Source organism: Exiguobacterium sp. J17977, assembly GCF_018616375.1.
Lineage (GTDB): Bacteria > Bacillota > Bacilli > Exiguobacteriales > Exiguobacteriaceae > Exiguobacterium > Exiguobacterium mexicanum.
Window position 1 is genome coordinate 66,988 of record NZ_JAEQBB010000001.1, and the last position, 21,369, is coordinate 88,356.

Genomic DNA, 21,369 nt, shown 5'->3' on the forward strand with positions numbered 1-21,369 from the left:
TGATCGTCTTCTTTCATATGATACCCGACTTGCCCGTGGATTAGACGATACCCAAAAAAAGAAGCATATGTTACGATGGGGGTGTTGATTTTTAGACATTCAGAGGGGGTTTCAACATGGTAAACACGACGAAGTTGAAAGTACAGGATGCGGAATTGTTTGAAGCGATGCAACACGAGCTCGGTCGCCAACGCGAGAACATCGAACTCATTGCCTCGGAGAATTTTGTCTCAGAAGCAGTGATGGAAGCGCAAGGTGGCGTGCTAACGAACAAGTACGCGGAAGGTTATCCAGGCCGTCGCTACTACGGTGGTTGTGAGTTCGTCGACGTGGCAGAGAACTTGGCCCGCGACCGCGCCAAGGAGCTGTTCGGTGCAGAACACGCCAACGTCCAGCCGCATTCGGGTGCGCAGGCGAACATGGCCGTTTACTTCACCGTCCTTGAAGCAGGGGACACGGTGCTCGGCATGAACTTGTCGCACGGTGGCCATTTGACGCACGGAAGTCCGGTCAACTTCTCAGGCGTTCAGTACAATTTCGTCGAATACGGTGTGGACAAAGAGACAGAACACATCGATTATGACGTCGTCGCAGCCCTCGCGAAAGAACATAAACCAAAACTCATCGTCGCTGGTGCCTCGGCGTACCCGCGGACAATCGACTTCGCCAAATTCCGTGAAATCGCAGATAGCGTCGGTGCCTACCTCATGGTCGACATGGCCCACATCGCCGGTCTCGTCGCGGCCGGTCTTCATCCGAACCCGGTCGAGCACGCGCATTTCGTGACGACGACGACGCACAAGACGCTTCGCGGACCGCGCGGCGGCATGATTCTCTGTAAAGAAGAGTTCGCCAAGGCGATCGACAAGTCGATTTTCCCAGGCATTCAAGGCGGTCCGCTCATGCATGTCATCGCGGCGAAGGCCGTGGCGTTCGGAGAAGCGCTCCAACCTGAGTTCAAAGAGTATCAGGCACAAGTCATCAAGAACGCGCAAGTGCTCGCACAAGGTCTTGAAGAGGAAGGGCTCCGCATCGTATCGGGCGGTACGGATAACCACCTTCTCCTCGTCGATCTCCGCGGCATCGACATCACCGGGAAAGCGGCCGAGCATGCGCTCGACGCAGCCGGCATCACGGTCAACAAGAACACGATTCCGTTCGATCCGGCATCACCGTTCGTCACGAGCGGGATTCGACTCGGGACGGCCGCGATGACGACACGCGGATTGAAAGAAGACGATATGCGTGAAGTCGCTCGCTTGATCGGACGCGTCTTGACGAACCATGAAGATGAAGCAGTGCTGGCGGAAGCGCACGAAGCAGTTCGCGCGTTGACGTCGAAGTTCTCGCTCTATCCTGAACGAGGCTGACGAATGGACGTACGGACACTCGCAGAACGGGAACTTGCGGAACTGCCGCTCATCGATATGACAGAATGGCTCGTCCGAAAAGGCGAGCACGACCCGACGTTTCGCCTCGTCGCGAACGAGTTCGGGGTCGTGACGACGCTGCTCGACCACGGGTATTATATCGAGGCAAGTGAACGGATTGTACCGCTTCTCGGAATGAAAGTGCCGGCGGCGTTTCATCGGCTCGGGCTTGCGCTCGAAGTGAAGGCGAACGGAAAGAAGGCGGCCCAGCGCCGCTTTCGTTCGTTCTCGCCGGCCGTCACCGGTCATGCGGACTTGTCGGCTTGGCGCAACGCCTTTAAATGGAACAAATCTTGGCTCGGTCTGCCGCTCGTCGTCGGCCTCGGTCTGGTCGCCCTCTTCCTTTGGCCGGATGCGGAGCCGCCTGCCGTGACGCCGACCGCATCCAACGAACGAGTCGAAACGGTGACGGAGGATGAGGCACTCGCGAAACGGTTAGAAGAGCTCGAACAAGAAGTCGCTCGACTCGAGGAGGCGAACGAGGCGCTCCAAACCGAGGACGAGACGACCGAAGCCCCTGAGGCGCCGGCCGTCATCCCACTCGGTGAAGTCGAGACGCTCGTCTCGGACAAGCGTTATGAGGAAGCCGACGCGCTCCTCGTCGGCAAGGCGAAAGCCGGCCAAGAACAGGCCGTCGGCTTTTATCGGTTGCTCGTCGACAACAAGCTCGGCGAAGCGAAGATTGCCGATTATGCCGCCTATGTCGACACGTATCCAGAGTCGGGATATAAGGCGGACGTCTTATGGATGAAAGGCATCGCCGAGAAGAAGGCCGGGGACGACACGTACCGGACGACGCTCGCCGAAGTCGCCGCCATGGACGGGACATACTGGGCCCCGATTGCCAAATCGGTGCTCGAGGAAGACTGAGGTCGCAGCCGTGCTGTGACCTTTTTCTCATCAAATTCTAATCAATTTCACCGCTCTTTCTCAGCTCGCTCCCGTACAGTAAAGAAAAAGGATAAGGGAGAGGGACATATGCGCTCAACTAGCAGAGGAAAGATTGGAAGATTGATTCGAGGGGCGATGGTCGGTGCGCTCGCATTGACATTGATGTTGGCTGGGGTCGCCGGATTCTTATTATTTACCTTGACGGGTAACGCGTGGCTCGACCAACTCGCCCAAATCGGGACTGATATGGCGTTTCGCGTAGAGGGATTTGAGTCGACGTTCGACCAAATCGGCGACTCGTTCGAATTGCGCGTCGAACAAGCGATTCCTGAAGCGGTTCGTCCGTTTTTTGACTGAGGAATCCGGGAACACTTAGAATGATGCGTCGGGCAGACTGCTCGGCGTTTTTTTGAGAAAGGATGAATGCCATGCCTACGATTCTCGTCGTCGAAGACGATGCTAAAATTGCCAGACTGCTCGAACTGGAACTCATGCATGCCGGCTATGAAGTCGAGGTCGCCCATGACGGGCGAGCCGGGCTCGACCGGGCGCTCGCCGGTGGGATTGACCTGATGTTGCTTGACGTCATGCTGCCGCAGATGAGCGGACTTGAAGTCGTGCGCCGCGTCAAAGAAGAGCAGCCGTTACTTCCGGTATTGATGGTGACGGCACGCGGGGACCGCTACGATAAAGTGAGCGGTCTCGACCTCGGGGCCGACGATTACATCACGAAACCGTTCGAGATGGAAGAGTTACTCGCGCGGATCCGGGCGTTCTTACGGATGCGGCAACACGTCCAAGTCGATACGAGTGAACGGGTTCTTACTTATGAAGGGTTGACTGTCGACGTCAATCGCCACGAAGTGATGTGTGAGGGGCAAAAAGTCGACTTGACCCGACGTGAGTTCGATTTGCTCGTCTATTTGCTCGAACATCCGGAGCGCGTACTCACGCGCGATCAACTCGTCGAGCACGTCTGGGGCTTTGACTATTACGGGGACACGAACGTCGTCGATGTGTACGTCCGCTATGTCCGCAAGAAACTCGGAGGCTCTTGGATTCAGACGGTCCGAGGCGTCGGCTATATGTTGAAGCGTGGTGAGTAAGATGAAGCTACGGACGAAAATCGCCTTGGCGATGGCGGGATTCATGTTGTTCCTGCTGATCACCTCGTTCGGTGTCGCCTGGCTCGTCTCGCGCCAACAGATCGTCGACGCTCGTTATGACGTCTTGCGCCAGGCGCTCAGCTTGCTCGAGGAAGACGAGCGGAACCAACAAGCCGTCTTGTCGTTGCACGAGGACAGTGTCGTGCTCGAACGGCAGGCGAACGGCGATTGGGGCATCATCGGTGGACAGGCCGATGGCGCTCTTCGATTCCCGGTCAATTTCGGGGAACCGGCGCTCGTCGATGACTGGTTCGTCATCGCGACGTCGAATGGGCTTGGTTACGCCTTTCAAGACGCGGCCGTGAGTGAAACGCTGCGGACGCTGGCGACGATTTTCCTTGTCATCTTCCTGATTGCCGTGGCGGTGACGTTCCTCGGCAGTCTATGGATCGTACGCCAAGGGCTCGACCCGTTACGCCGTCTCGAATCGACGATGGAACGAATCACCGAGTCAGGTACGCTTGAGACAATCGATGTCGGCAAGGACAAAGATGAGGTATCGACGCTCGCGACGGGCTTTAACCAAATGATTGCGCGAGTCGAAGGGTCGATGGAGCAACAACGACGTTTCGTCGCCGATGTTTCACATGAACTGAAGACACCGCTCACCGTCATCGAAGGGTACGCCAAACTGCTTCGGCGCTGGGGTCAGAGCGACCCGGCCGTCCGCGACGAGGCGATTGACCATATCTTGACCGAGTCGCGGCAAATGCGTGAGGACTTGATTGAACCGATGCTCGAGCTGAGCCGTTTCTCCTCGCTCGAAGACGTGGAGACCGAAGCGATTACCTTGACCGAGCTGGCCGAGCAGTTGACCGAGCGATTCGAGCGATCGCACGGTATCCACGTACCGATCGAGGCAATGGGGGAGTGGCACGGGCATCGCGATTCGTTGCAACGGCTCGTCGTCATTTTCATTGACAACAGTTTGAAATATGCGACCGACACGCGTGTCACGATGACGCCCGACCGCATCGAAGTACGGGACCATGGGACGACGCTCAGTGAGGAAGACCGGGCGCGACTGTTCGACCGCTTCTATCGACTCGATGAGGCGCGAGACCGGAGCGGCAGCGGACTTGGCCTCGCCATCGCCAAGGAAGTGGCGGATTTGAACGGATGGAAGGTCGGCAGTTATGCGAACGCGCCGGACGGCAGTGTCTTTTACGTCACAAAATGACAAATCTTTCGCAGATTCTCATCATTTTCTAATGGAATCCTCGTGGTGCTCTAAGGTCACCGTTCTATGATGAAGATGTAGAACAAGTTCACCACATGAAACGAGGAGGAGACATCATGAAATTAATCGGATGGATTTTAGGAGTTGGGTTGGCGGTACTAGCCGTCGCCGGGATTGGGTTGTATGTCGCGAACGACAAGACGGACACGGTCATCGTCCCACGGGCGGTCGATAGCGTGAACAACGGAACCGATGATGCCGCAGACGACACGCAAGATGATGCGAGTCAAGAGGCGGCCGCTCCGTCAGAAGGGTCAGCGTCGAACGATACGCCGGTTCGCTCGGTCGATGACGATGATTATGAATTGTATGGTACCCTCGTCAGCTTATCGGATCGTGACGTGACGATCAGCTTCAGCGGTAAAGAATCGACGTACCCGCTCGCGGCCCGTCATGAGATTGACGACGATACACCGAAAGCCGGTGACCGCGTCAAACTCGAATTCAATCAAAACGAAGAAGTGAAGGAAGTCGACCGTGAGAGTGACGACTTCGATATCTACGGCACGTTCGTCAGCCTGTCGGACCGTGACGTGACCATCGAGCGTGACGGTAAGTCGGAGACATTTAAACTCGCGAGCCGCTACGAACTTGACGACGAAGCGCCAAAAGCCGGTGACCGTGTCAAACTCGAGTTGAACCTTCAACAGCAAGTGAAAGAGATTGAACGTGACGATGACCGAAATGACCAGGACGATCAAGATGATCAAAACGATGATGACCAAGATGACGACCGTGACGATGATCAAGAGGATGATCGCGACGACGACTAAAAAATGCCAAAATGCCACGCGAGTGGCATTTTTTGTTTATTCTTCTTAACATGGTCAATAATTATTATTGTATGATAAAGTGAAAAAGAAAATTTTAGGCGATTCGAACCATATAAATGTGAAAGGAGGGGGCGGGATGAGAAGAGTCATCGGACTGATGAGTCTAGCTATGATGGTAGTCAGTGGCTGCGGGACGAGTGAAATCAATGCGCTCAATTTACGACCACTGTCGACGTATGCGATTCAACAAGACCGAGACGTTCCGTTGACGTCTGCGTTAAAGACGCGATTGTTGGCTTACTGTGAGCAACAACCGACAGACGTGTTGCCGACACGTCGGGCCGAACTGGCGGCCATCACATTCCGTCATCCTTTCTATGATGAGTTAGGCAGCAAGACCGTCAAATATTGGCGGAGCGGGGATGACCGTTACATCTCTTGCTTGAACAGCAACGAACAAAATGAGCGTGTCTTCCGGACGGATGCACTCGAGGCGTTCGAGTCCTCGGCCACGTCTGCGCCGAGGGAAGTCGATGTCGGGAACACGCTATCGTTCGTTCCTGAACCGGACGTCGCGACCGTGGCACGCGCCTTCGCGGTCAATGAGACGCATGAGACGATTATTCCCGGTTCGGTCTTCCGGTATCACACGCCGGACCGTGGTGCGCTTCATGTCAACTATCTCGTCTATCAAGACGGTACTGAGGCGGGACAATTGATTGAGCCGGGGCTGTTCGTCTTCGAGAGCGGCAAGAATGAAGGCGTGGCGTTCTTGACCCAATTGGCCGATCAACGGATCACGCTCCAGATGGGCACAAAACAGGCGTGGGACCGCACTGTATTACCTGCGTCGCTCGCGGGCGAGTACGTGCAAATCGACTCGAAAGAAGCGATTTTCAATTTAGACGCCGAAGGACAGCGTCTGTTGAAGCGAATCGTGCTCGCTGATAAACCGATTGAAGACGTCACGGAGAAAGACTCTGCCGTCTTATCAAGTCGGTATGGTACCGTGATCGAGGTATGGGGCACCGTTCAACGACCAGGTGCCGGTGAATTGACGATCACATCGGAGCAAAAAGAGGTGATGCGGTTGGCAACGTATGAGACGGAAACGAAGACGGCTCATCTCGGTGGCCCGAACACACGCGAGCTGTTCGAACTATTGTCCCGTGTGAAGACGACGAGCGCTGCACCGACAGGCGAACGACGCGGGACGCTCGCGTTGTATGAACAGTTGACCGAGCAACGGTTCGACGTTTGGATTGAGGAAGGGAAAGAGTCCCTTCAATTGATGGACGTCGAGACGAAGCGGGTCTATTTGATTGATCAACTGGAATTTGAAGAATTGCTCGACACTTACATATAGGCTGAAAACTAAACCTATTCCCGTTTCATGACACTTTCATGTCGTGAGACGGGTTTTTGTTGTCAAATTGACACTATGTTTTCGTAAAAAACTATCCTATAATTTTTTTTGCGAAGGTTCAACATTACATACACGAATCCGATACATCCATAAAACACACAGCACTAACCTTCTCGTCATTTGAATATAAGAAAAGGGGGAGCAACGAGACACAACTCCATTCAACCATCATCGTCCGTCACCACGTTTTGTCAGTCATCAGGAGAGGAATAGGTAGTGAAATTGAAAAAGTTAATTATGTCTCTAACGGTAGTGTTGTTGATTGTTAGTCTGAACATGTCTAAAACGGGGGCACAAACCATGAACCCACTCGACGGTGTGAAGAACTATCAAGTGTATTATGGCCATCCAACGGCAGCGATTTTGAAAGATATGCAAAACTATGACCTCGTCATCATCGAGCCGCTCCATTACACGAAATCGCAAGTGGAGCAAATCAAAGCACGCGGGACAAAAGTACTCGGATATATTAGCGTCATGGAAGTTGCGACATGGAACACGGGTCTCATGTCAAAACTTCAGTCAGGTGACTTCTTTACGCGTAACGGACAACGTGTCCATTACTCGGAATGGGATTCGTACTTGACGAACATCGCCTCACCGCACTTCCAAGGATTGCTCCTCACGGAAATCCAGAACCAAGTCATCGCCAAAGGCATCGATGGCGTGTTCATGGATACGGTCGGTGATATCGATAACGAACATTTGAACAACCCGACCGTGCTCAAGCAGCAACGGGACGGACTCGTCAACTTCTTGAAACAAGCACGGGCGCGCTATGGCGATATCGCCATGGTTCAAAACTGGGGCTTCGACACATTGGAAACGTCAACGGCACCTTACGTCGATGGCATCATGTGGGAGAGCTTCAACGCCGACACGATCAAGAGTGACGCTTGGTCACAAAACATGATTAAGAAATTACAAGCGGTCGACGCGAAGCATTCGGTCAAGACGCTTACGATTTCGACACGTCTTAGCGCGGATAGCCATAAACTGGCCAAAGATTCTGGATTCATCCACTTCCACGAAGCGGATGCTTACGTGAACTGGAATGCGGGTCTCGTGACGCGCACCAAGGACACGGCGCCGACAACGGCACCGGCCGCAGTAGCACCGGCGACGAAACCAGCTACGACGACAACGACAAAGCCAGCTACGACAACAACGAAGCCAGCTACAACGACAACGACGAAGCCAGCTACAACGACAACAACAAAGCCAGCTGCGACGACAACAACGAAGCCGGCTACAACGACAACGACGAAGCCAGCTGAAACGACAACAACAAAGCCGGCTACAACGACAACGACGAAGCCAGCTACAACGACAACAACAAAGCCAGCTGAAACGACAACAACGAAGCCGGCTACAACGACAACGACGAAGCCAGCTGAAACGACAACAACAAAGCCTGTCGCAAAGCCAGTCTCAGCACCGAAAGCGGATGCCTCGACGGACAAACCGACCGAGTCGAAACAAAAAGCAAAAGCGGACTGGAAGCAAGAGAAGAAAGACAAAAAAGAGAAGAAGAAGGCGAAGAAGCATGCCAAAAAACATGCTAAAAAGCATGCCGCCAAGCACAGCTCGTCTAACGACCATCACGCCGCCAAAGGAAACATGTGCGGAAAAGTGAAACACAAGACGGCCGGTTTCCTAAACTTCTTCAAATTCTAAACCGTGTGTCACCTGAACCCCGAGGGATCGATTTCGTTCCTTCGGGTTTCGTCTGACCTCTTAGAAAACAGAAGTTGACTCTACCTTTCTCAGAAAAGTTAGGGTACAATGCTCAAGAGAGATTGAGAGAGGAGTGAAGCATGATGGGCAAAGTACACGTTTATGACCACCCATTGATTCAGCACAAGATGACGATTATGCGTAAAGTAGAGACGGGGACGAAGCAGTTCCGTGAACTCGTAGACGAGGTTTCGTCACTCATGGCATATGAAATTACACGCGACCTTCCGCTTACTGATGTGGAAATCGAGACACCGGTCTCTGTATCGACACAGAAGATGATTGCCGGCAAGAAATTGGGAATCGTCCCAATTTTACGGGCAGGCCTCGGCATGGTGGATGGCTTCCTCAAAATGATGCCGAACGTCAAAGTCGGTCACATCGGTTTATACCGTGACCCAGAGACGCTCGAGCCGCACGAATACTATCTCAAGTTGCCGACGGACGTCACAGAACGTGACTTCATCGTCGTCGACCCGATGCTCGCGACAGGCGGTTCAGCAGCCGACGCGATTGCCGCGCTTAAAAAGCACGGTGCCAAGTCGATCAAGCTCGCTTGCCTCTGTGCAGCCCCTGAAGGTGTGGAACGTGTTCAAGCAGAACACCCGGACGTCGAAATCTATCTCGCCGCACTTGACGAGAAGTTGAACGACCACGGCTACATCGTACCAGGTCTCGGTGACGCAGGTGACCGTCTGTTCGGAACAAAATAAGCATGAACCCGATGAGAGGATCCCAGTGATCCTCTCTTTTTTATGGGAATGTGCACCAATCGATTCAAATTAGTTGAGACGACGGAAGAGACGGCCGATAGTAGAAGAGGAAGAGACCGCAAGCCGGTCCGATGTCGGGATAAGGGAAGAGACACGATGAAGACTAAATTCTCGCTACTGCAAAGATATTTACTCATCTCCTTGATGGCGTTGTTTTTGACGAGCGTCTGGAGCTATAGTGCGTTTCAAGACATCGAGCAAGAGAACCGGCGGATTGTCGAAGAGGCGATTCCGATTTCGAACGCCGCCTCGGAACTGTTTCGATTATTGCTTGACCAAGAGTTATCGGTCCGTGGCTATACATATAACCAAGATGCGCAGTCGCTCGAACAATATGAGGCGACAAAACGGTCGTTAGTAGAGACGATTCAGGTGATTCGTGAGCTCGACGATCGTCATCCCATCATGCAGCAATTGATTCAAGACGAGGCATTGCCGCTCATTCAACAGATGGAGGCGTTCCATGCGTCCCAAATCGAACTCATCGAGGCGGGGGATGTCGTCGAAGCGAACGCGCGCCGTTTTAGCGGGATCGATTATATCAATCAGTTTCGGGACGTCGATGCGGCCCTTCGTGAAGATATCGACAAGATCATCCAACAAGCCACGCTTCGAAGCGAAACCGCCTCGAATTCGGCGAAATGGGTCATCTTCATTGTCGTCGGCATCGCGTTGTTGTTGTTGTTGACGTTCATGCACACGTTCCGGCTCGAGCGCAGCAAACAGGCGCTCATCCATCGCTCGCTCCATGACGCCTTGACCGGGATTTGGAATCGTCGCGCGTTTGACGAGAAGCTAGAACGGATGTGGGACGAAGCGACCGATACCGGTGACGTGCTCGCACTTCTCTTACTCGATATCGATGCGTTCAAGACGTTTAACGATACATACGGTCATTTAGCCGGAGACGCTTGCCTCGAGAGAGTAGCGAAAGCGATTCATCGTGCGGTCGGGGAAGACGGGATGACGGCCCGATATGGAGGCGAAGAGTTCGCGGTGCTCCTGCGGCCACGCCACGCGCGCCAACCGAAAGAAATCGCAGAACGGATTCGGCAGGCGGTGCTGAAACTGAACATCGCGCACGAGACATACACCCCGTTGCGGAAAGTGAGTGTCAGTATCGGTGTCGCCGAGCATGCGCCATCGCTAAGTGGTGATAAGACCGACTTGATTGCGGCAGCCGATCAAGCCCTCTATCAGGCGAAACAGAGTGGGCGCAACCGTGTCTCAGTCGGGCAGGCGACGAACGTTGGATAAATACGGTGGCTAAAAAGACGACCTTCCCGATTTTACGGGCAGGTCGTCTTTCGCATAGGTTTATTGTTCAATCAATCCTTCTTGGATGAGGAAGTCGCGGGCGACTTTCTCCGGACGTTGTTTCTCGACGTCAGCAAGATAATTGAGCTCTTGCATCGTCTCGTCCGTGATTTTCCCGCTCAGCAAGTTCAACACGTCCGCGAGCTCCGGATGCTCGGCGAGCGTCTCTTCACTGACGATTGGGACCGCGTAATACGGCGGGAAGAACTGTTTGTCGTCCTCGAGGACGGTCAAATCGAAGCGTTTAAGCAAGCCGTCGGTCGAGAAGCTGTCGATGGCGTTACTCTCATTGTTCATGAGTGCCGTATAGCGGAGTCCTCCGTCGACCGGTTTCACGTCCTGGAAGTTGAACGGATACGCTTCTTTCAAGCCGAGGTATCCGTCTTCACGGTTTGAGAACTCGATTGTCGGACCAAAGACGAGCTCGTCACTCACCGAGGCAAGATCTGAGACGGTCTTTAAACCGTATTTGTCGACGTCTTCTTGTTTGACGGCAATGGCATACGTGTTATTGAAGCCGATCGGGTCGAGCGTGCGGATATCGAAACGTTCGTTCACTTGTTTCACGACCTTGTCGTAGACGACGTCCGGGTCGTTCTCGACGTCTTGCTTCAATACATCGACGAACAACGTGCCTGTATATTCGACGTACGTATCAATCTCACCGGTCCGCAGGGCGCTGAAAGCGACCTGGGTCCCGCCGAGGTTCAATTGACGTTTCACATCGAGGTCTGTCTTGTCTTCGATCAAGTCGGCGACCATGTTCCCGAGAATCAATTGCTCGGTAAAGTTTTTCGATCCGACGACAATCGTGTCGTCTTCACGGGTGAAGGCGTAAATCGAACCGGCGAGGAGTAGGACGAACGCCGTCGCGATGACGATGAGTGGTTTTGTGACTTTCTTCGCCGAACGACGCGTCTTTTTCTTCATCCGGCCATCCGCGAGGACGATGCCGTTCGGTGCGACCTTGTACTCGATGCGGCTGACGATGAAATCAATCAACAGTGCGAGCAGACCGGCCGGGATGGCACCGGCAAGGATTTGGTTGTTGTCAACGGTTTGAATCCCGGCGAAGACGAGATAGCCGAGACCACCGGCTCCGACGAACGCGGAGATGGTCATGAGTCCGACGGCTGTGACCGCCGAGATGCGAATCCCGGCCATGATGATCGGGAGTGCGAGCGGGAGCTGAATCTTACTCAAAATCTGACGGTCGGTTAGGCCGATCCCTTTAGCTGACTCGAGCGTATCACCCGGGATGCTCGAAAGGCCAGTGTACGTGTTCTTCACGATCGGGAGGAGCGAGTATAAGACGACCATGATGATGGCCGGCGTCGAACCGATTCCGATGAACGGGATGAGGAAGCCGAGGAGAGCCAAACTTGGTACGGCTTGGACGACGCTCGTCAGTCCGAGAATCGGTTTCGCGAGGCGCGGAATCCGTAAGATGAGAATCCCGAGCGGTACCCCTAACAGGACCGCGAGTGAGACAGCGAACACCGTCAGTTGTAAGTGTTCGAGCAAGAGCGTTCCGATTTGATCGGTGTTGTTCGTGAAGTAATCGAAAAATGATTGAATGGCGTTCATAGCGTTTCCTCCTCTTGCATGAATTGCTCACTGAGGACGGAAAGCAAGCTGCTGCGTGTAATCAAGCCGTGAAGTATTGAACCGTCGACGACAGGGAGGTACCCTTGGTCGCTCGTGTTCATGACGTCTAAAATATCGAGAAGTGAGTCCTCGATTGAGACGAAGGCGTAATTCGTATTCATGACTTCCTCGAGTCGCTTCGTCTTGTCTTGGATGCTGTGGACGTCTTTCAATTTGATGAGTCCTTGGAGGACGCGATCACGGTCGGTGATCAACAGACTGTCGACTTTGCGCGAACGCATGATTTCAATCGCTTGAAGCACCGTCCGTTTCCCGCTGATTGATACCGGGTCGGTGATCATGATATCTTTCGCTTTGATGAATTCAGGACTGTTCCAAATTCGATTCTTCCCGATGAATGATTCGACGTACTCGTCTTTCGGGTTCCGAAGGATTTGTTCCGGGGTATCGAACTGGACGATTTCCCCGTCGCGCATGATACAAATGCGATCGGCCAGCTTGATCGCCTCATCCATATCATGGGTGACGAATACAATCGTCTTTTTCACTTCTTCTTGCAGGTTGAACAGTTCTTCTTGCAGGTCGTTCCGAGTCACTGGGTCGAGGGCGCTGAACGGTTCATCCATCAAAATGACTTCAGGATCGTTCATGAGGGCGCGGGCGAAACCGATGCGTTGTTGTTGCCCACCGCTCAATTCGCTCGGATAGCGATCGATGAACTGATCCGGGTCGAGACCGACCATACGGAGAAGGTGTTCGGTGCGTGCGTCCATGTCTTGTTCGGCATGACCCTCGAGGCTCGCAATCAATTGAATGTTTTCGCGAATCGTCATATGCGGAAAGAGGCCGGTCTGTTGAATGACGTAGCCCATCTGGCGCCGCAGTTCAATCGGATCCATTTTGCGTGTGTCTTGGCCGTTGACGATAATCGTGCCTTCCGTCGGCTCAATCAAGCGGTTAATCATTTTCAACGATGTCGTCTTCCCACAGCCGGACGGGCCGATAAAGACGACGAGCTCACCTTTGTTGATTGTGAGGTTCATCTCTTTCAAGACGGTCGTCTGTTTGAACGTTTTCTTGACTTGTTTAAACTCAATCATGCAGTCACCCTTTTCAATAATTATTTTCACATAACCTTATATGCCCGTTGTCAGATGATTGTAAACATTATTTTCAAAAAAAGCGTTTGAACGTTTGATAAAGCGGGGATTATTATTATCCTTTTTTATTTTAAAACGTGAAAGGGAAGGACACTTGTAGCTACGTGTCCTTCCCTCGGTTTGTTAGTTTGCAGGATGATTCATCGCTTCGACGAGTAAATCCGCCAAATGGACGGCACGCATCGAGTCAGTTCCATATTCTTGAATACCGAGCTGCATCTGCATATGGCAGCCCGGGTTCGACGTCACAATCGTTTGCGCCGCTGTGGCGTTGACGTGACCCATCTTCATCTCGAGGATGTCATTCGCAATCACCGGTTGCAACAAGTTGTAAACTCCGGCCGAGCCGCAACAGTGGTCGGCATGTTGCTGTTCGATATAGACGGCCCCTTCAATCGCCTGGAGCAATACCCGCGGGGCGAGTGCCCCTTTTTGCACGTTGCGGAGGTGGCACGAGTCTTGGTACGTGATGAGCTGCTCCGGTAGGGAGAGCGGTACGCGGTCGAGGAAGCCGACCTCAATCAAAATCGAGGCGAAGTCTTTAATCTTGGCCGTGAACCGTTCCGCGCGTTCGGCCCATTCCGGGTCGTGCTTCAACAGATGGTCATAGCCGACGAGGAACGCGCCGCAACCGCCGGCGTTCGTGATGATGTAATCGACGTCCCCGGCCTCGAACGCTGCGATATTCTGCTTGGCGAGCGTGACGGCGCCCGTCTGTTCACCAGCATGACCATGTAAGGCCCCGCAACATTGCTGCGTTTTCGGGATGACGATGTCGCAGCCCGCTGCTTGAAGCAGTTTGATCGTGTTCGCGTTTGTCTCATAAAACATCGTGTCCATCAAGCATCCACTGAAGAAGGCGACGCGGGCCGTCGTCGACCCCGTCCCAGAGATTCGCTCCGGACGCCGTCGTCGCTCCGTCTTCGGCGGGACCGTCGGCAAAATCGTCTCCATCTTCTGTAGCTGGTCCGGGAACCAGTCGAGGATGCGGAGCTTGTGAGTAAGTGTCTGGACGCCAGACTGTTGATAGAAGCGGAGAAAACCCGTCGCCGTCTCCATCTTCGCCTTATTCAAGAACAGCCCGTCAAAGACGACTTTCCTGACGAGCCGCTCGCGGACCGGCATTTGCCCCGTCGCACGTTTATGCTCAGTGATGGCGGCGCGTGCGTCCTCGAGCAAGACGCTATAGCGCACACCGGCCGGGCATGCCGGCTCACAGGCGAGACAACCGAGACATTCGTTGAGCGTCTTCTCAACCCCTTCGTCCGGTTCGATCAACCCGTCGACGACACCTTTCATGATGGCGATGCGACCGCGCGGGGAGGCAGACTCGTCTTTCGAGCGGATATACGTCGGGCACGTCGGCAGGCAGAAGCCGCAGCGCATGCAGCCGAGCATCTCTTCATAGTCGAGCTTCTCGGTCATGCGAGTGGTGAGTTCGGGCGTCTGCTTCATGATTTACCTCCTTGGACGATGCGTTTTTTCGCCGCTTTGGCGAACATCTTCTGCGGGTTCATGATGCCGTGCGGGTCGAAGGAGAGTTTGATGCCTTTCATGACGTCAATCCCGGCCGGTCCGAGCTTCCATTCAAGATACGGAGCTTTCATCGCCCCGACCCCGTGCTCGCCGGTGATCGTCCCACCGAGGTCGAGCGCGGCGGCGAAAATATCGGCGAACGCGGCCTCGACGCGTTCCATCTCTTCATGATTCCGGGCATCGGTCGCGACCGTCGGATGCAAATTGCCGTCACCGGCATGGCCGAACGTAGCGATTTGAATGTCGTACGCCCGTCCAATCGCTTCGATGCGCCGGACCATCTCGGCAATCTCGCTCCGCGGCACGGTCGCATCTTCTAAAATCGTCGTCGGGCTGAGGCGAGCGAGGGCGGATAAGGCGATGCGCCGCGCGTACCGTAGCGTCTCGGCATGCGCCTCATCTCGCGCCACTTCGACCGACAAGGCACCTTCTTCTAGACAGACCGCATGCATCGCCTCGATGTCTTGACGGACGACGTCATGCGGGCCGTCCTGTTCTAATAGAAGGAGGGCGCCGACGTCTGTCGGCAATCCGATGTTCGCATACGCCTCAACGACCTCGATCGTCTTCTTGTCCATGAACTCGAGCGTCGCCGGGATGACGCGGTTCTCGATGATGCGGCTCACCGTCCGGGCCGCGCTGTCCAAGTCCTCGAAAAAAGCCAGCATTGTCTGTTTCGTCTCGGGGAGCGGGATGAGCTTGAGCGTCGCTTGCGTGATGACGGCGAGTGTACCTTCCGAGCCGACGAGGAGACGGGTCAAATCGTATCCGGCCACGTCTTTGGCGAGCTTGCCGCCCGTGTGCAGCATGTCGCCGTTCGGGAGCACCGCCTCGAGCGCGAGCACGTAATTGGCCGTCACGCCATACTTCAACCCGCGTAACCCGCCCGAATTCTCGCTAATGTTGCCGCCAATCGTCGAAATTTTCATCGAGCTCGGGTCCGGCGGATAGAACAGGCCCTTCGCCTCGACGGCTTGTGCCAAGTTGGCAGTGATGCAGCCCGGCTCGACCGTCACCGTCAAATTCTTCTCGTCGATTTCAAGGATGCGGTCCATATAGCGGAAATCCATGACGACACCACCGGAAAGCGGCGTCGTCCCGCCGGCGAGGTTCGTCGCCGACCCACGGGGGACGACTGGGATTCGATGTGTGTGGCACAGCCGCAACACGGCCTGTACATGTTCGGTCGAGCGGGGGGCGACGATTGCGTCAGGCATCGCTTGATAGTTCGGCGTCGCGTCAAACGAATAGGCGAGTCGGGTCGTCTGGTCCGTGAAGACCACGTCGGCACCAATTTCCTCACGTAATTGATTCATCCAGTCCATGGAAGTTCCTCCTCACACGCATCAAAAATCTCATGATGCGGGCGTCGGTTTCGAAAGTCACAAAATCGACACATTTTTAGATAGCGCTTACATCGTAATCGTAGCGATTCGAACTGGTATTGTCCACCCATTTCGGCTTGATGGCAAGGGATTTCCAGACGAGCAGACGGCTAAAACCACCCTGTGAGATTCGTCACTACAAATTCGTCAGAACCCCTCGACACGACAAAAAGATAATCGGTATACTGATACAGGGCGATGTAAACGATTTCAAAATCGGGTCAACGTCCGTTTCAAAACCTTTTGTGAACGTAAGCCGTTTGTCATTGTGTTTTCCAAAACGTGGAGGTATAACTGAACTATTCTTCATCTGATTCGCAATGTGAAATGTTATAAAGTCAACATTTTTATTTCATCATTTCTTCATACTTTTTTAAAATTTAGCGATTTTAATTTAGTTTGTGAACTGCGTAAAAGCCTTGATACACCTTGATTTAAAGCGCTTTTATAATTGTGAAATTCATTGACTTCTTATGCCATTTCCAGTACTCTGAACTTGTGTGACTTTTGATGGTCACGCGAGTGTGAATTCGATGAAGAAGATGGAAAGCATGGCAGCTCGAAAGGGGGATTTGGATGACGAAAAAAGACAATCGTTACCTATCCTACGCCTCGCTCGCCTCTCAAATTTCGACCGCGCTCGCTGGACCGATCGTCATCGGTTATCTCGTTGGCCAATACGGGGCGAGACGTGAATTTTGGGGCACGTTTGGTTGGAATGTGTCGGTGTTTCTGGGCATGGCTCTCGGAATCACGGCGCTTGTTCTCACCCTTCGAAGTTTATTGACAGGAGAGGACGAATGAAGCTAGAACAAACGCAACTACAACAAGTGCAAGCAGACAGAAAAGCACAGCAGCAATTGATGAAACGCTATACGAAGTGGTTTATCGGATGGTTCGCCATTCTCCTCCTCGGAGCGCTCATCGTCCCTATGTACAAACCGGTCTTTCTCGGCTTGTTCCTAGGTGGGGTCGGTAGTCTCATAATTCTACATATGCAGAATCGAAGCGTCATTCGCATGTATGACGTCATCGAACATGGACGACGCCCAAAGTCGCACGGGACTGTTTCAAGAATGGCAGTCGGTGCACTAGCCGTGATAGTCGGCCTCTTTTATGAGGATCGAGTATCGCTGATTGCGGTGGTAACTGGTCTAATCGCCGGCCACATCATACAATTTGGCGAGTTCACACTTGCCCAGCTCAGCAGGAAAAGAGGTGAATACTAATGGGTCATGAGTTTCCCACATATTCTCTACAACTCGGAGACTATACGTTATATGGGAGCTGGACGAACGTCATTACGGTGCTGATCGCATCACTACTCGTATTTACGTTTGCCGTTTGGGGAACGCGACGCTTGGCTATGAAGCCGACTGGTAAGCAGAACTTAATGGAATTCTTCGCAGAATTCACACGCGGGATTATCTCGAGTGCGATGGACTGGAAGACTGGGGGCCGTTTCATCGGGTTTGGAATGACGTTGATTTTGTTCATTCTCTTCTCGAACTTGATGGGTCTACCGTTTAACGTCATTTCTGGTCACTATCTATGGTTCAACTCACCGACGGCCGATCCTTACGTCACGTTGGCATTGTCGACACTCGTCGTTGCAATGTCGCACTATTACGGCGTGAAGCTACACGGTTTGAAGCACTACTCGGCGGAATTCGTGAAGCCGGTCTGGTTCTTATTGCCGATCAAGCTCATCGAGGAGTTCGCGAACACCTTGACGCTCGGTCTGCGTCTTTACGGTAACATCTTTGCCGGTGAAATCATGATTACCATCATCTTGGGACTCGCAATTACCGCAGAAGGGGCACTTAACCCGCTCGGTGCTGTGTTCGCAGTTCTCCCAATGATTTTATGGCAAGGCTTCTCAATCTTTATCGGGGTTATCCAATCCTATATTTTCCTGACGCTTGCAATGGTGTACATCGGGCATAAAGCTTCTGCCGAGCATTAATTCGGACAGGTCTCGCCAAAGCGTTGAACAAAAAAACTATTTACTTAACTTTTAGGAGGAATATACACAATGGAACAAATGAATCTTCTCGCAACAGCACTCGTTATCGGTCTTGGAGCACTCGCGGCTGGTATCGGTAACGGTCTCATCGTATACGGAACAGTACAAGGACAAGCACGTCAGCCAGAACTCAAAAACGAACTTCGTCAAACAATGTTCATCGGTATCGGTTTGGTTGAAGCCCTCCCGATCATCGGTGTGGCTGTCGGTTTCCTTCTCCTCAACTCTTGATTACGAGTTAACGAGAACAACGTAAGAGGGAGCGTGTCTCCCTCACTTATTTAGTCAAGAGGAGGGTATGCATGGATACGATGATGATTGCAGCTGGTGCTGGTGGCGAAGGCCTCCGCATCCTGGATATGATCTTTACACTTTTCACATTCCTCGTACTCTTGGCCCTGTTGAAGAAATTTGCTTGGGGACCACTCCTTGGAATGATGAGACAGCGTGAAGAGTATGTAGCGAACGAAATTGAACTCGCTGAAAAGAGCCGCAAAGATGCGGAAACATATGTAGTCGAACAACGTGACGCGCTCAGCGCAGCACGGACAGAATCGAAAGAAATGCTTGATTCAAGCCGTCGTCAAGCAGAAGCGGAACAAGCACGCTTGGTGGAGCAGGCGCGTTTGGAAGCCGAACAAATCAAGATCGAGGCGGGTAAAGCGATCGAACGTGAGCGTGAGCTCGCGAAACAATCGCTCCAGACCGAAGTCGTCACACAGGCGCTCTCGGCCGCACGCCACGTCCTTCAGTCAGACCTTAAAGGCGACGAAGTGAAACAACGTGCCCTCGTTACAGACTTCCTGTCTAAAGCGAAAGGTGCTAACTGATGAACACATCGTTAGCAAAACGCTATGCCAAAGCGCTCTTCGACTTAGCGCGGGAACAAGGCACGCTCGACCAAGTCGAAGCGGAAGTGCGTCTGCTCGATGAAGTGCTCCACGCGACTCCTGAACTTGCGAATCTCTTAGAGAATCCGGCAATCAGTGACAGCGAGCTTGCACAGCTTTTAACACATAGCTTTGGTGACATGACAGATATCGTGCTCAACACACTTCTCGTCATGGTCGAAAACGACCGTGCGAGCGAGGTTCGCGGCTTGTCGCGCTACGTCCTTGATTACATCAACGACTACCGTGGCATCGCCGAAGGGTTCGTCACGAGTGCTTACCCGTTGTCGGCAACAGAGTTGAAAGAAGTCGAACTCGTCTTCGGTCAGAAGATGAACAAGACGCTTCAATTGAAGAACGTCGTCGATGAAGACGTCATCGGTGGACTCCGTGTCCAGATCGGCTACACGACGTATGATGACACAATCGAAAACAAACTAACACGCCTCGAGCGTGAATTGTTGAATGCGTAAGAAATAGGGGTGAATTCAATGACGATCAAAGCTGAAGAAATCAGCGCCCTGCTAAAAGAGCGGATCGCTTCGTACGGTTCTGAAATCGAAGTCAGTGAGACAGGTACAGTCATTCAAGTAGGTGACGGTATCGCTCGTGCATACGGACTCGATAACGTTATGGCGGGGGAACTCGTAGAGTTCTCTAACGGCGTAATGGGCTTGGCGCAAAACTTAGAAGAAGGTAACGTCGGGATTATCATCCTTGGCGACTACAAAGGCATCAAAGAAGGCGACTCGGTAAAACGTACGGGCCGCATCATGGAAGTTCCAGTCGGTGAAGCGCTCCTCGGACGCGTCGTCAACCCACTCGGACAACCAATCGACGGTCTCGGACCGATCGTGACGGACACATACAACCCGATCGAGCGTAAAGCTTACGGCGTTATGGCCCGTAAGTCAGTTCACGAACCGCTCCAAACTGGGATTAAGGCGATTGACGCCCTCGTACCAATCGGTCGCGGTCAGCGTGAGCTCATCATCGGTGACCGTCAAACTGGTAAGACTTCGGTCGCAATCGATGCGATCATCAACCAAAAAGAAGAAAACATGATCTGTATCTACGTCGCAATCGGTCAGAAAGAATCGACTGTCCGTGGCGTAGTTGAGACGCTCCGTCAAAACGGCGCCCTCGATTACACGATCGTTGTTTCGGCATCGGCCTCACAGCCAGCCCCACTTCTTTATCTCGCACCATTCGCTGGGGTATCGATGGGTGAGTACTTCATGGACCGCGGACAACACGTCCTCGTCGTGTATGATGACCTCTCGAAACAAGCGGCAGCTTACCGTGAGCTCTCGCTTCTTCTCCGTCGTCCTCCAGGCCGCGAAGCCTACCCAGGGGATGTCTTCTACCTCCACTCACGCCTTCTTGAGCGTGCAGCGAAGTTGAACGACGAACTCGGCGGCGGCTCATTGACAGCTCTTCCGTTCATCGAGACACAAGCGTCGGATATCTCGGCGTATATCCCGACGAACGTTATCTCGATCACAGACGGTCAAATCTTCCTTCAGTCGGACCTCTTCTTCTCAGGGGTACGTCCAGCGATTAACGCCGGTCTCTCGGTATCGCGTGTTGGTGGTTCGGCTCAAGTGAAAGCGATGAAGAAAGTTGCTGGTACGCTCCGTCTTGACCTCGCGTCATACCGTGAGCTCGAAGCGTTCGCCCAGTTCGGGTCGGACCTCGACAAAGCGACACAAGCGAAGCTAAACCGTGGACAACGTACCGTTGAAGTCTTGAAACAAGACTTGAACGCACCGCTCTCGGTCGACAAGCAAGTTATCATCATCTACGCACTCACGAAAGGTCATCTCGATGATGTCCCAGTCGAAGACATCCGTCGTTTCGAAAAAGAAATGAACGCATGGCTCGACCAAAACCGTGCGGACCTCTGCCGTGAAATCCGTCAAACAGGAAACCTTCCTGCTGACGAGGCGATGGTCGATGCGCTTACGGAATTCAAAAAGACGTTCTCGCCATCGGTTTAATCCGGTGACGA

General features: G+C 53.2%; 21 protein-coding genes. 17 read left to right on the forward strand and 4 right to left on the reverse strand.

The genetic code is table 11. From position 1 onward, the window contains the following. The first annotated feature begins 116 nt into the window (after window positions 1-116). From glyA to KNO58_RS00405, 10 genes are all read left to right on the forward strand, one after another. Window positions 117-1,370, forward strand: coding sequence for a serine hydroxymethyltransferase (gene glyA / locus KNO58_RS00360; RefSeq protein ID WP_021066118.1), 1,254 nt, complete (start codon window positions 117-119; stop codon window positions 1,368-1,370). A 3-nt stretch (window positions 1,371-1,373) separates the two neighbouring features. Further along, entirely contained in the window at window positions 1,374-2,300 is a 927-nt protein-coding gene (locus tag KNO58_RS00365; protein WP_214751064.1) for a hypothetical protein, read from the forward strand. A 108-nt stretch (window positions 2,301-2,408) separates the two neighbouring features. Continuing rightward, a complete protein-coding gene (locus KNO58_RS00370; RefSeq protein ID WP_214751066.1) occupies window positions 2,409-2,678 on the forward strand; it encodes a hypothetical protein in 270 nt (89 codons plus the stop codon). A 71-nt stretch (window positions 2,679-2,749) separates the two neighbouring features. Then, window positions 2,750-3,427, forward strand: coding sequence for a response regulator transcription factor (locus KNO58_RS00375; RefSeq protein WP_214751068.1), 678 nt, complete (start codon window positions 2,750-2,752; stop codon window positions 3,425-3,427). A 1-nt stretch (window position 3,428) separates the two neighbouring features. Further along, entirely contained in the window at window positions 3,429-4,667 is a 1,239-nt protein-coding gene (locus tag KNO58_RS00380; RefSeq protein WP_214751070.1) for a sensor histidine kinase, read from the forward strand. Window positions 4,668-4,783: 116 nt separating this feature from the next. Continuing rightward, complete coding sequence (locus KNO58_RS00385) at window positions 4,784-5,500, forward strand: hypothetical protein (protein WP_251025999.1); 717 nt, start codon at window positions 4,784-4,786, stop codon at window positions 5,498-5,500. Window positions 5,501-5,636: 136 nt separating this feature from the next. Next, complete coding sequence (locus KNO58_RS00390; protein ID WP_214751074.1) at window positions 5,637-6,866, forward strand: hypothetical protein; 1,230 nt, start codon at window positions 5,637-5,639, stop codon at window positions 6,864-6,866. A gap of 360 nt (window positions 6,867-7,226) precedes the next feature. Beyond that, the gene (locus KNO58_RS00395; RefSeq protein ID WP_214751076.1) at window positions 7,227-8,603 is read left to right on the forward strand and encodes a glycoside hydrolase family 191 protein; all 1,377 of its coding nucleotides are present in this window, start codon (window positions 7,227-7,229) and stop codon (window positions 8,601-8,603) included. Between the two features lie 143 nt (window positions 8,604-8,746). Then, complete coding sequence (gene upp, locus KNO58_RS00400) at window positions 8,747-9,376, forward strand: uracil phosphoribosyltransferase (RefSeq protein ID WP_021066126.1); 630 nt, start codon at window positions 8,747-8,749, stop codon at window positions 9,374-9,376. Between the two features lie 156 nt (window positions 9,377-9,532). Beyond that, the gene (locus KNO58_RS00405) at window positions 9,533-10,693 is read left to right on the forward strand and encodes a GGDEF domain-containing protein (protein WP_251026000.1); all 1,161 of its coding nucleotides are present in this window, start codon (window positions 9,533-9,535) and stop codon (window positions 10,691-10,693) included. Window positions 10,694-10,753: 60 nt separating this feature from the next. Here KNO58_RS00405 and KNO58_RS00410 read toward each other — a convergent pair whose 3' ends face one another. The 4 genes from KNO58_RS00410 to KNO58_RS00425 all read right to left on the reverse strand — a co-directional run bounded on the left by KNO58_RS00410 (window position 10,754) and on the right by KNO58_RS00425 (window position 16,373). Next, entirely contained in the window at window positions 10,754-12,340 is a 1,587-nt protein-coding gene (locus KNO58_RS00410) for an ABC transporter permease/substrate-binding protein (protein WP_214751078.1), read from the reverse strand. Then, window positions 12,337-13,461, reverse strand: a complete 1,125-nt coding sequence (locus KNO58_RS00415; RefSeq protein ID WP_021066129.1) for an ABC transporter ATP-binding protein — start codon at window positions 13,459-13,461, stop codon at window positions 12,337-12,339. Before KNO58_RS00415 ends, KNO58_RS00410 begins: the two co-directional genes overlap by 4 nt. A gap of 183 nt (window positions 13,462-13,644) precedes the next feature. After that, the gene (locus tag KNO58_RS00420; protein ID WP_251026001.1) at window positions 13,645-14,976 is read right to left on the reverse strand and encodes a (Fe-S)-binding protein; all 1,332 of its coding nucleotides are present in this window, start codon (window positions 14,974-14,976) and stop codon (window positions 13,645-13,647) included. Continuing rightward, complete coding sequence (locus KNO58_RS00425; protein ID WP_251026031.1) at window positions 14,973-16,373, reverse strand: FAD-binding oxidoreductase; 1,401 nt, start codon at window positions 16,371-16,373, stop codon at window positions 14,973-14,975. Before KNO58_RS00425 ends, KNO58_RS00420 begins: the two co-directional genes overlap by 4 nt. Window positions 16,374-17,018: 645 nt before the next feature. Between KNO58_RS00425 and KNO58_RS00430 the strand changes: the two genes are divergently transcribed. From KNO58_RS00430 to atpA, 7 genes are all read left to right on the forward strand, one after another. Next, a complete protein-coding gene (locus KNO58_RS00430) occupies window positions 17,019-17,246 on the forward strand; it encodes a hypothetical protein (protein WP_021066132.1) in 228 nt (75 codons plus the stop codon). Next, entirely contained in the window at window positions 17,243-17,671 is a 429-nt protein-coding gene (locus tag KNO58_RS00435; RefSeq protein ID WP_214751082.1) for an ATP synthase subunit I, read from the forward strand. Before KNO58_RS00430 ends, KNO58_RS00435 begins: the two co-directional genes overlap by 4 nt. Then, a complete protein-coding gene (gene atpB / locus KNO58_RS00440) occupies window positions 17,671-18,408 on the forward strand; it encodes a F0F1 ATP synthase subunit A (RefSeq protein WP_114165155.1) in 738 nt (245 codons plus the stop codon). Before KNO58_RS00435 ends, atpB begins: the two co-directional genes overlap by 1 nt. Before the next feature lie 78 nt (window positions 18,409-18,486). Continuing rightward, window positions 18,487-18,699, forward strand: coding sequence for a F0F1 ATP synthase subunit C (atpE, locus tag KNO58_RS00445; RefSeq protein ID WP_024370837.1), 213 nt, complete (start codon window positions 18,487-18,489; stop codon window positions 18,697-18,699). A gap of 71 nt (window positions 18,700-18,770) precedes the next feature. After that, window positions 18,771-19,298, forward strand: coding sequence for a F0F1 ATP synthase subunit B (gene atpF, locus KNO58_RS00450; protein ID WP_021066136.1), 528 nt, complete (start codon window positions 18,771-18,773; stop codon window positions 19,296-19,298). Continuing rightward, window positions 19,298-19,831 carry a F0F1 ATP synthase subunit delta gene (locus KNO58_RS00455; RefSeq protein WP_114165154.1) on the forward strand — a complete coding sequence of 178 codons (534 nt, stop codon included), beginning with the start codon at window positions 19,298-19,300 and terminating at the stop codon, window positions 19,829-19,831. The genes atpF and KNO58_RS00455 overlap by 1 nt, the downstream gene beginning before the upstream one ends. A gap of 18 nt (window positions 19,832-19,849) precedes the next feature. Then, on the forward strand, window positions 19,850-21,358 hold the full coding sequence (atpA, locus tag KNO58_RS00460; protein ID WP_114165153.1) for a F0F1 ATP synthase subunit alpha: 1,509 nt from the start codon (window positions 19,850-19,852) through the stop codon (window positions 21,356-21,358). Window positions 21,359-21,369 lie beyond the last annotated feature (11 nt).

What these genes read in the sequence shown, in the direction of transcription:
- glyA (WP_021066118.1), top strand. Translation starts at nt 117, where the DNA reads ATGGTAAACACGACGAAGTTGAAAGTACAGGATGCGGAATTGTTTGAA.
- KNO58_RS00365 (WP_214751064.1), top strand. Translation starts at nt 1,374, where the DNA reads ATGGACGTACGGACACTCGCAGAACGGGAACTTGCGGAACTGCCGCTC.
- KNO58_RS00370 (WP_214751066.1), top strand. Translation starts at nt 2,409, where the DNA reads ATGCGCTCAACTAGCAGAGGAAAGATTGGAAGATTGATTCGAGGGGCG.
- KNO58_RS00375 (WP_214751068.1), top strand. Translation starts at nt 2,750, where the DNA reads ATGCCTACGATTCTCGTCGTCGAAGACGATGCTAAAATTGCCAGACTG.
- KNO58_RS00380 (WP_214751070.1), top strand. Translation starts at nt 3,429, where the DNA reads ATGAAGCTACGGACGAAAATCGCCTTGGCGATGGCGGGATTCATGTTG.
- KNO58_RS00385 (WP_251025999.1), top strand. Translation starts at nt 4,784, where the DNA reads ATGAAATTAATCGGATGGATTTTAGGAGTTGGGTTGGCGGTACTAGCC.
- KNO58_RS00390 (WP_214751074.1), top strand. Translation starts at nt 5,637, where the DNA reads ATGAGAAGAGTCATCGGACTGATGAGTCTAGCTATGATGGTAGTCAGT.
- KNO58_RS00395 (WP_214751076.1), top strand. Translation starts at nt 7,227, where the DNA reads ATGAACCCACTCGACGGTGTGAAGAACTATCAAGTGTATTATGGCCAT.
- upp (WP_021066126.1), top strand. Translation starts at nt 8,747, where the DNA reads ATGGGCAAAGTACACGTTTATGACCACCCATTGATTCAGCACAAGATG.
- KNO58_RS00405 (WP_251026000.1), top strand. Translation starts at nt 9,533, where the DNA reads ATGAAGACTAAATTCTCGCTACTGCAAAGATATTTACTCATCTCCTTG.
- KNO58_RS00410 (WP_214751078.1), bottom strand. Translation starts at nt 12,340, where the DNA reads ATGAACGCCATTCAATCATTTTTCGATTACTTCACGAACAACACCGAT.
- KNO58_RS00415 (WP_021066129.1), bottom strand. Translation starts at nt 13,461, where the DNA reads ATGATTGAGTTTAAACAAGTCAAGAAAACGTTCAAACAGACGACCGTC.
- KNO58_RS00420 (WP_251026001.1), bottom strand. Translation starts at nt 14,976, where the DNA reads ATGAAGCAGACGCCCGAACTCACCACTCGCATGACCGAGAAGCTCGAC.
- KNO58_RS00425 (WP_251026031.1), bottom strand. Translation starts at nt 16,373, where the DNA reads ATGAATCAATTACGTGAGGAAATTGGTGCCGACGTGGTCTTCACGGAC.
- KNO58_RS00430 (WP_021066132.1), top strand. Translation starts at nt 17,019, where the DNA reads ATGACGAAAAAAGACAATCGTTACCTATCCTACGCCTCGCTCGCCTCT.
- KNO58_RS00435 (WP_214751082.1), top strand. Translation starts at nt 17,243, where the DNA reads ATGAAGCTAGAACAAACGCAACTACAACAAGTGCAAGCAGACAGAAAA.
- atpB (WP_114165155.1), top strand. Translation starts at nt 17,671, where the DNA reads ATGGGTCATGAGTTTCCCACATATTCTCTACAACTCGGAGACTATACG.
- atpE (WP_024370837.1), top strand. Translation starts at nt 18,487, where the DNA reads ATGAATCTTCTCGCAACAGCACTCGTTATCGGTCTTGGAGCACTCGCG.
- atpF (WP_021066136.1), top strand. Translation starts at nt 18,771, where the DNA reads ATGGATACGATGATGATTGCAGCTGGTGCTGGTGGCGAAGGCCTCCGC.
- KNO58_RS00455 (WP_114165154.1), top strand. Translation starts at nt 19,298, where the DNA reads ATGAACACATCGTTAGCAAAACGCTATGCCAAAGCGCTCTTCGACTTA.
- atpA (WP_114165153.1), top strand. Translation starts at nt 19,850, where the DNA reads ATGACGATCAAAGCTGAAGAAATCAGCGCCCTGCTAAAAGAGCGGATC.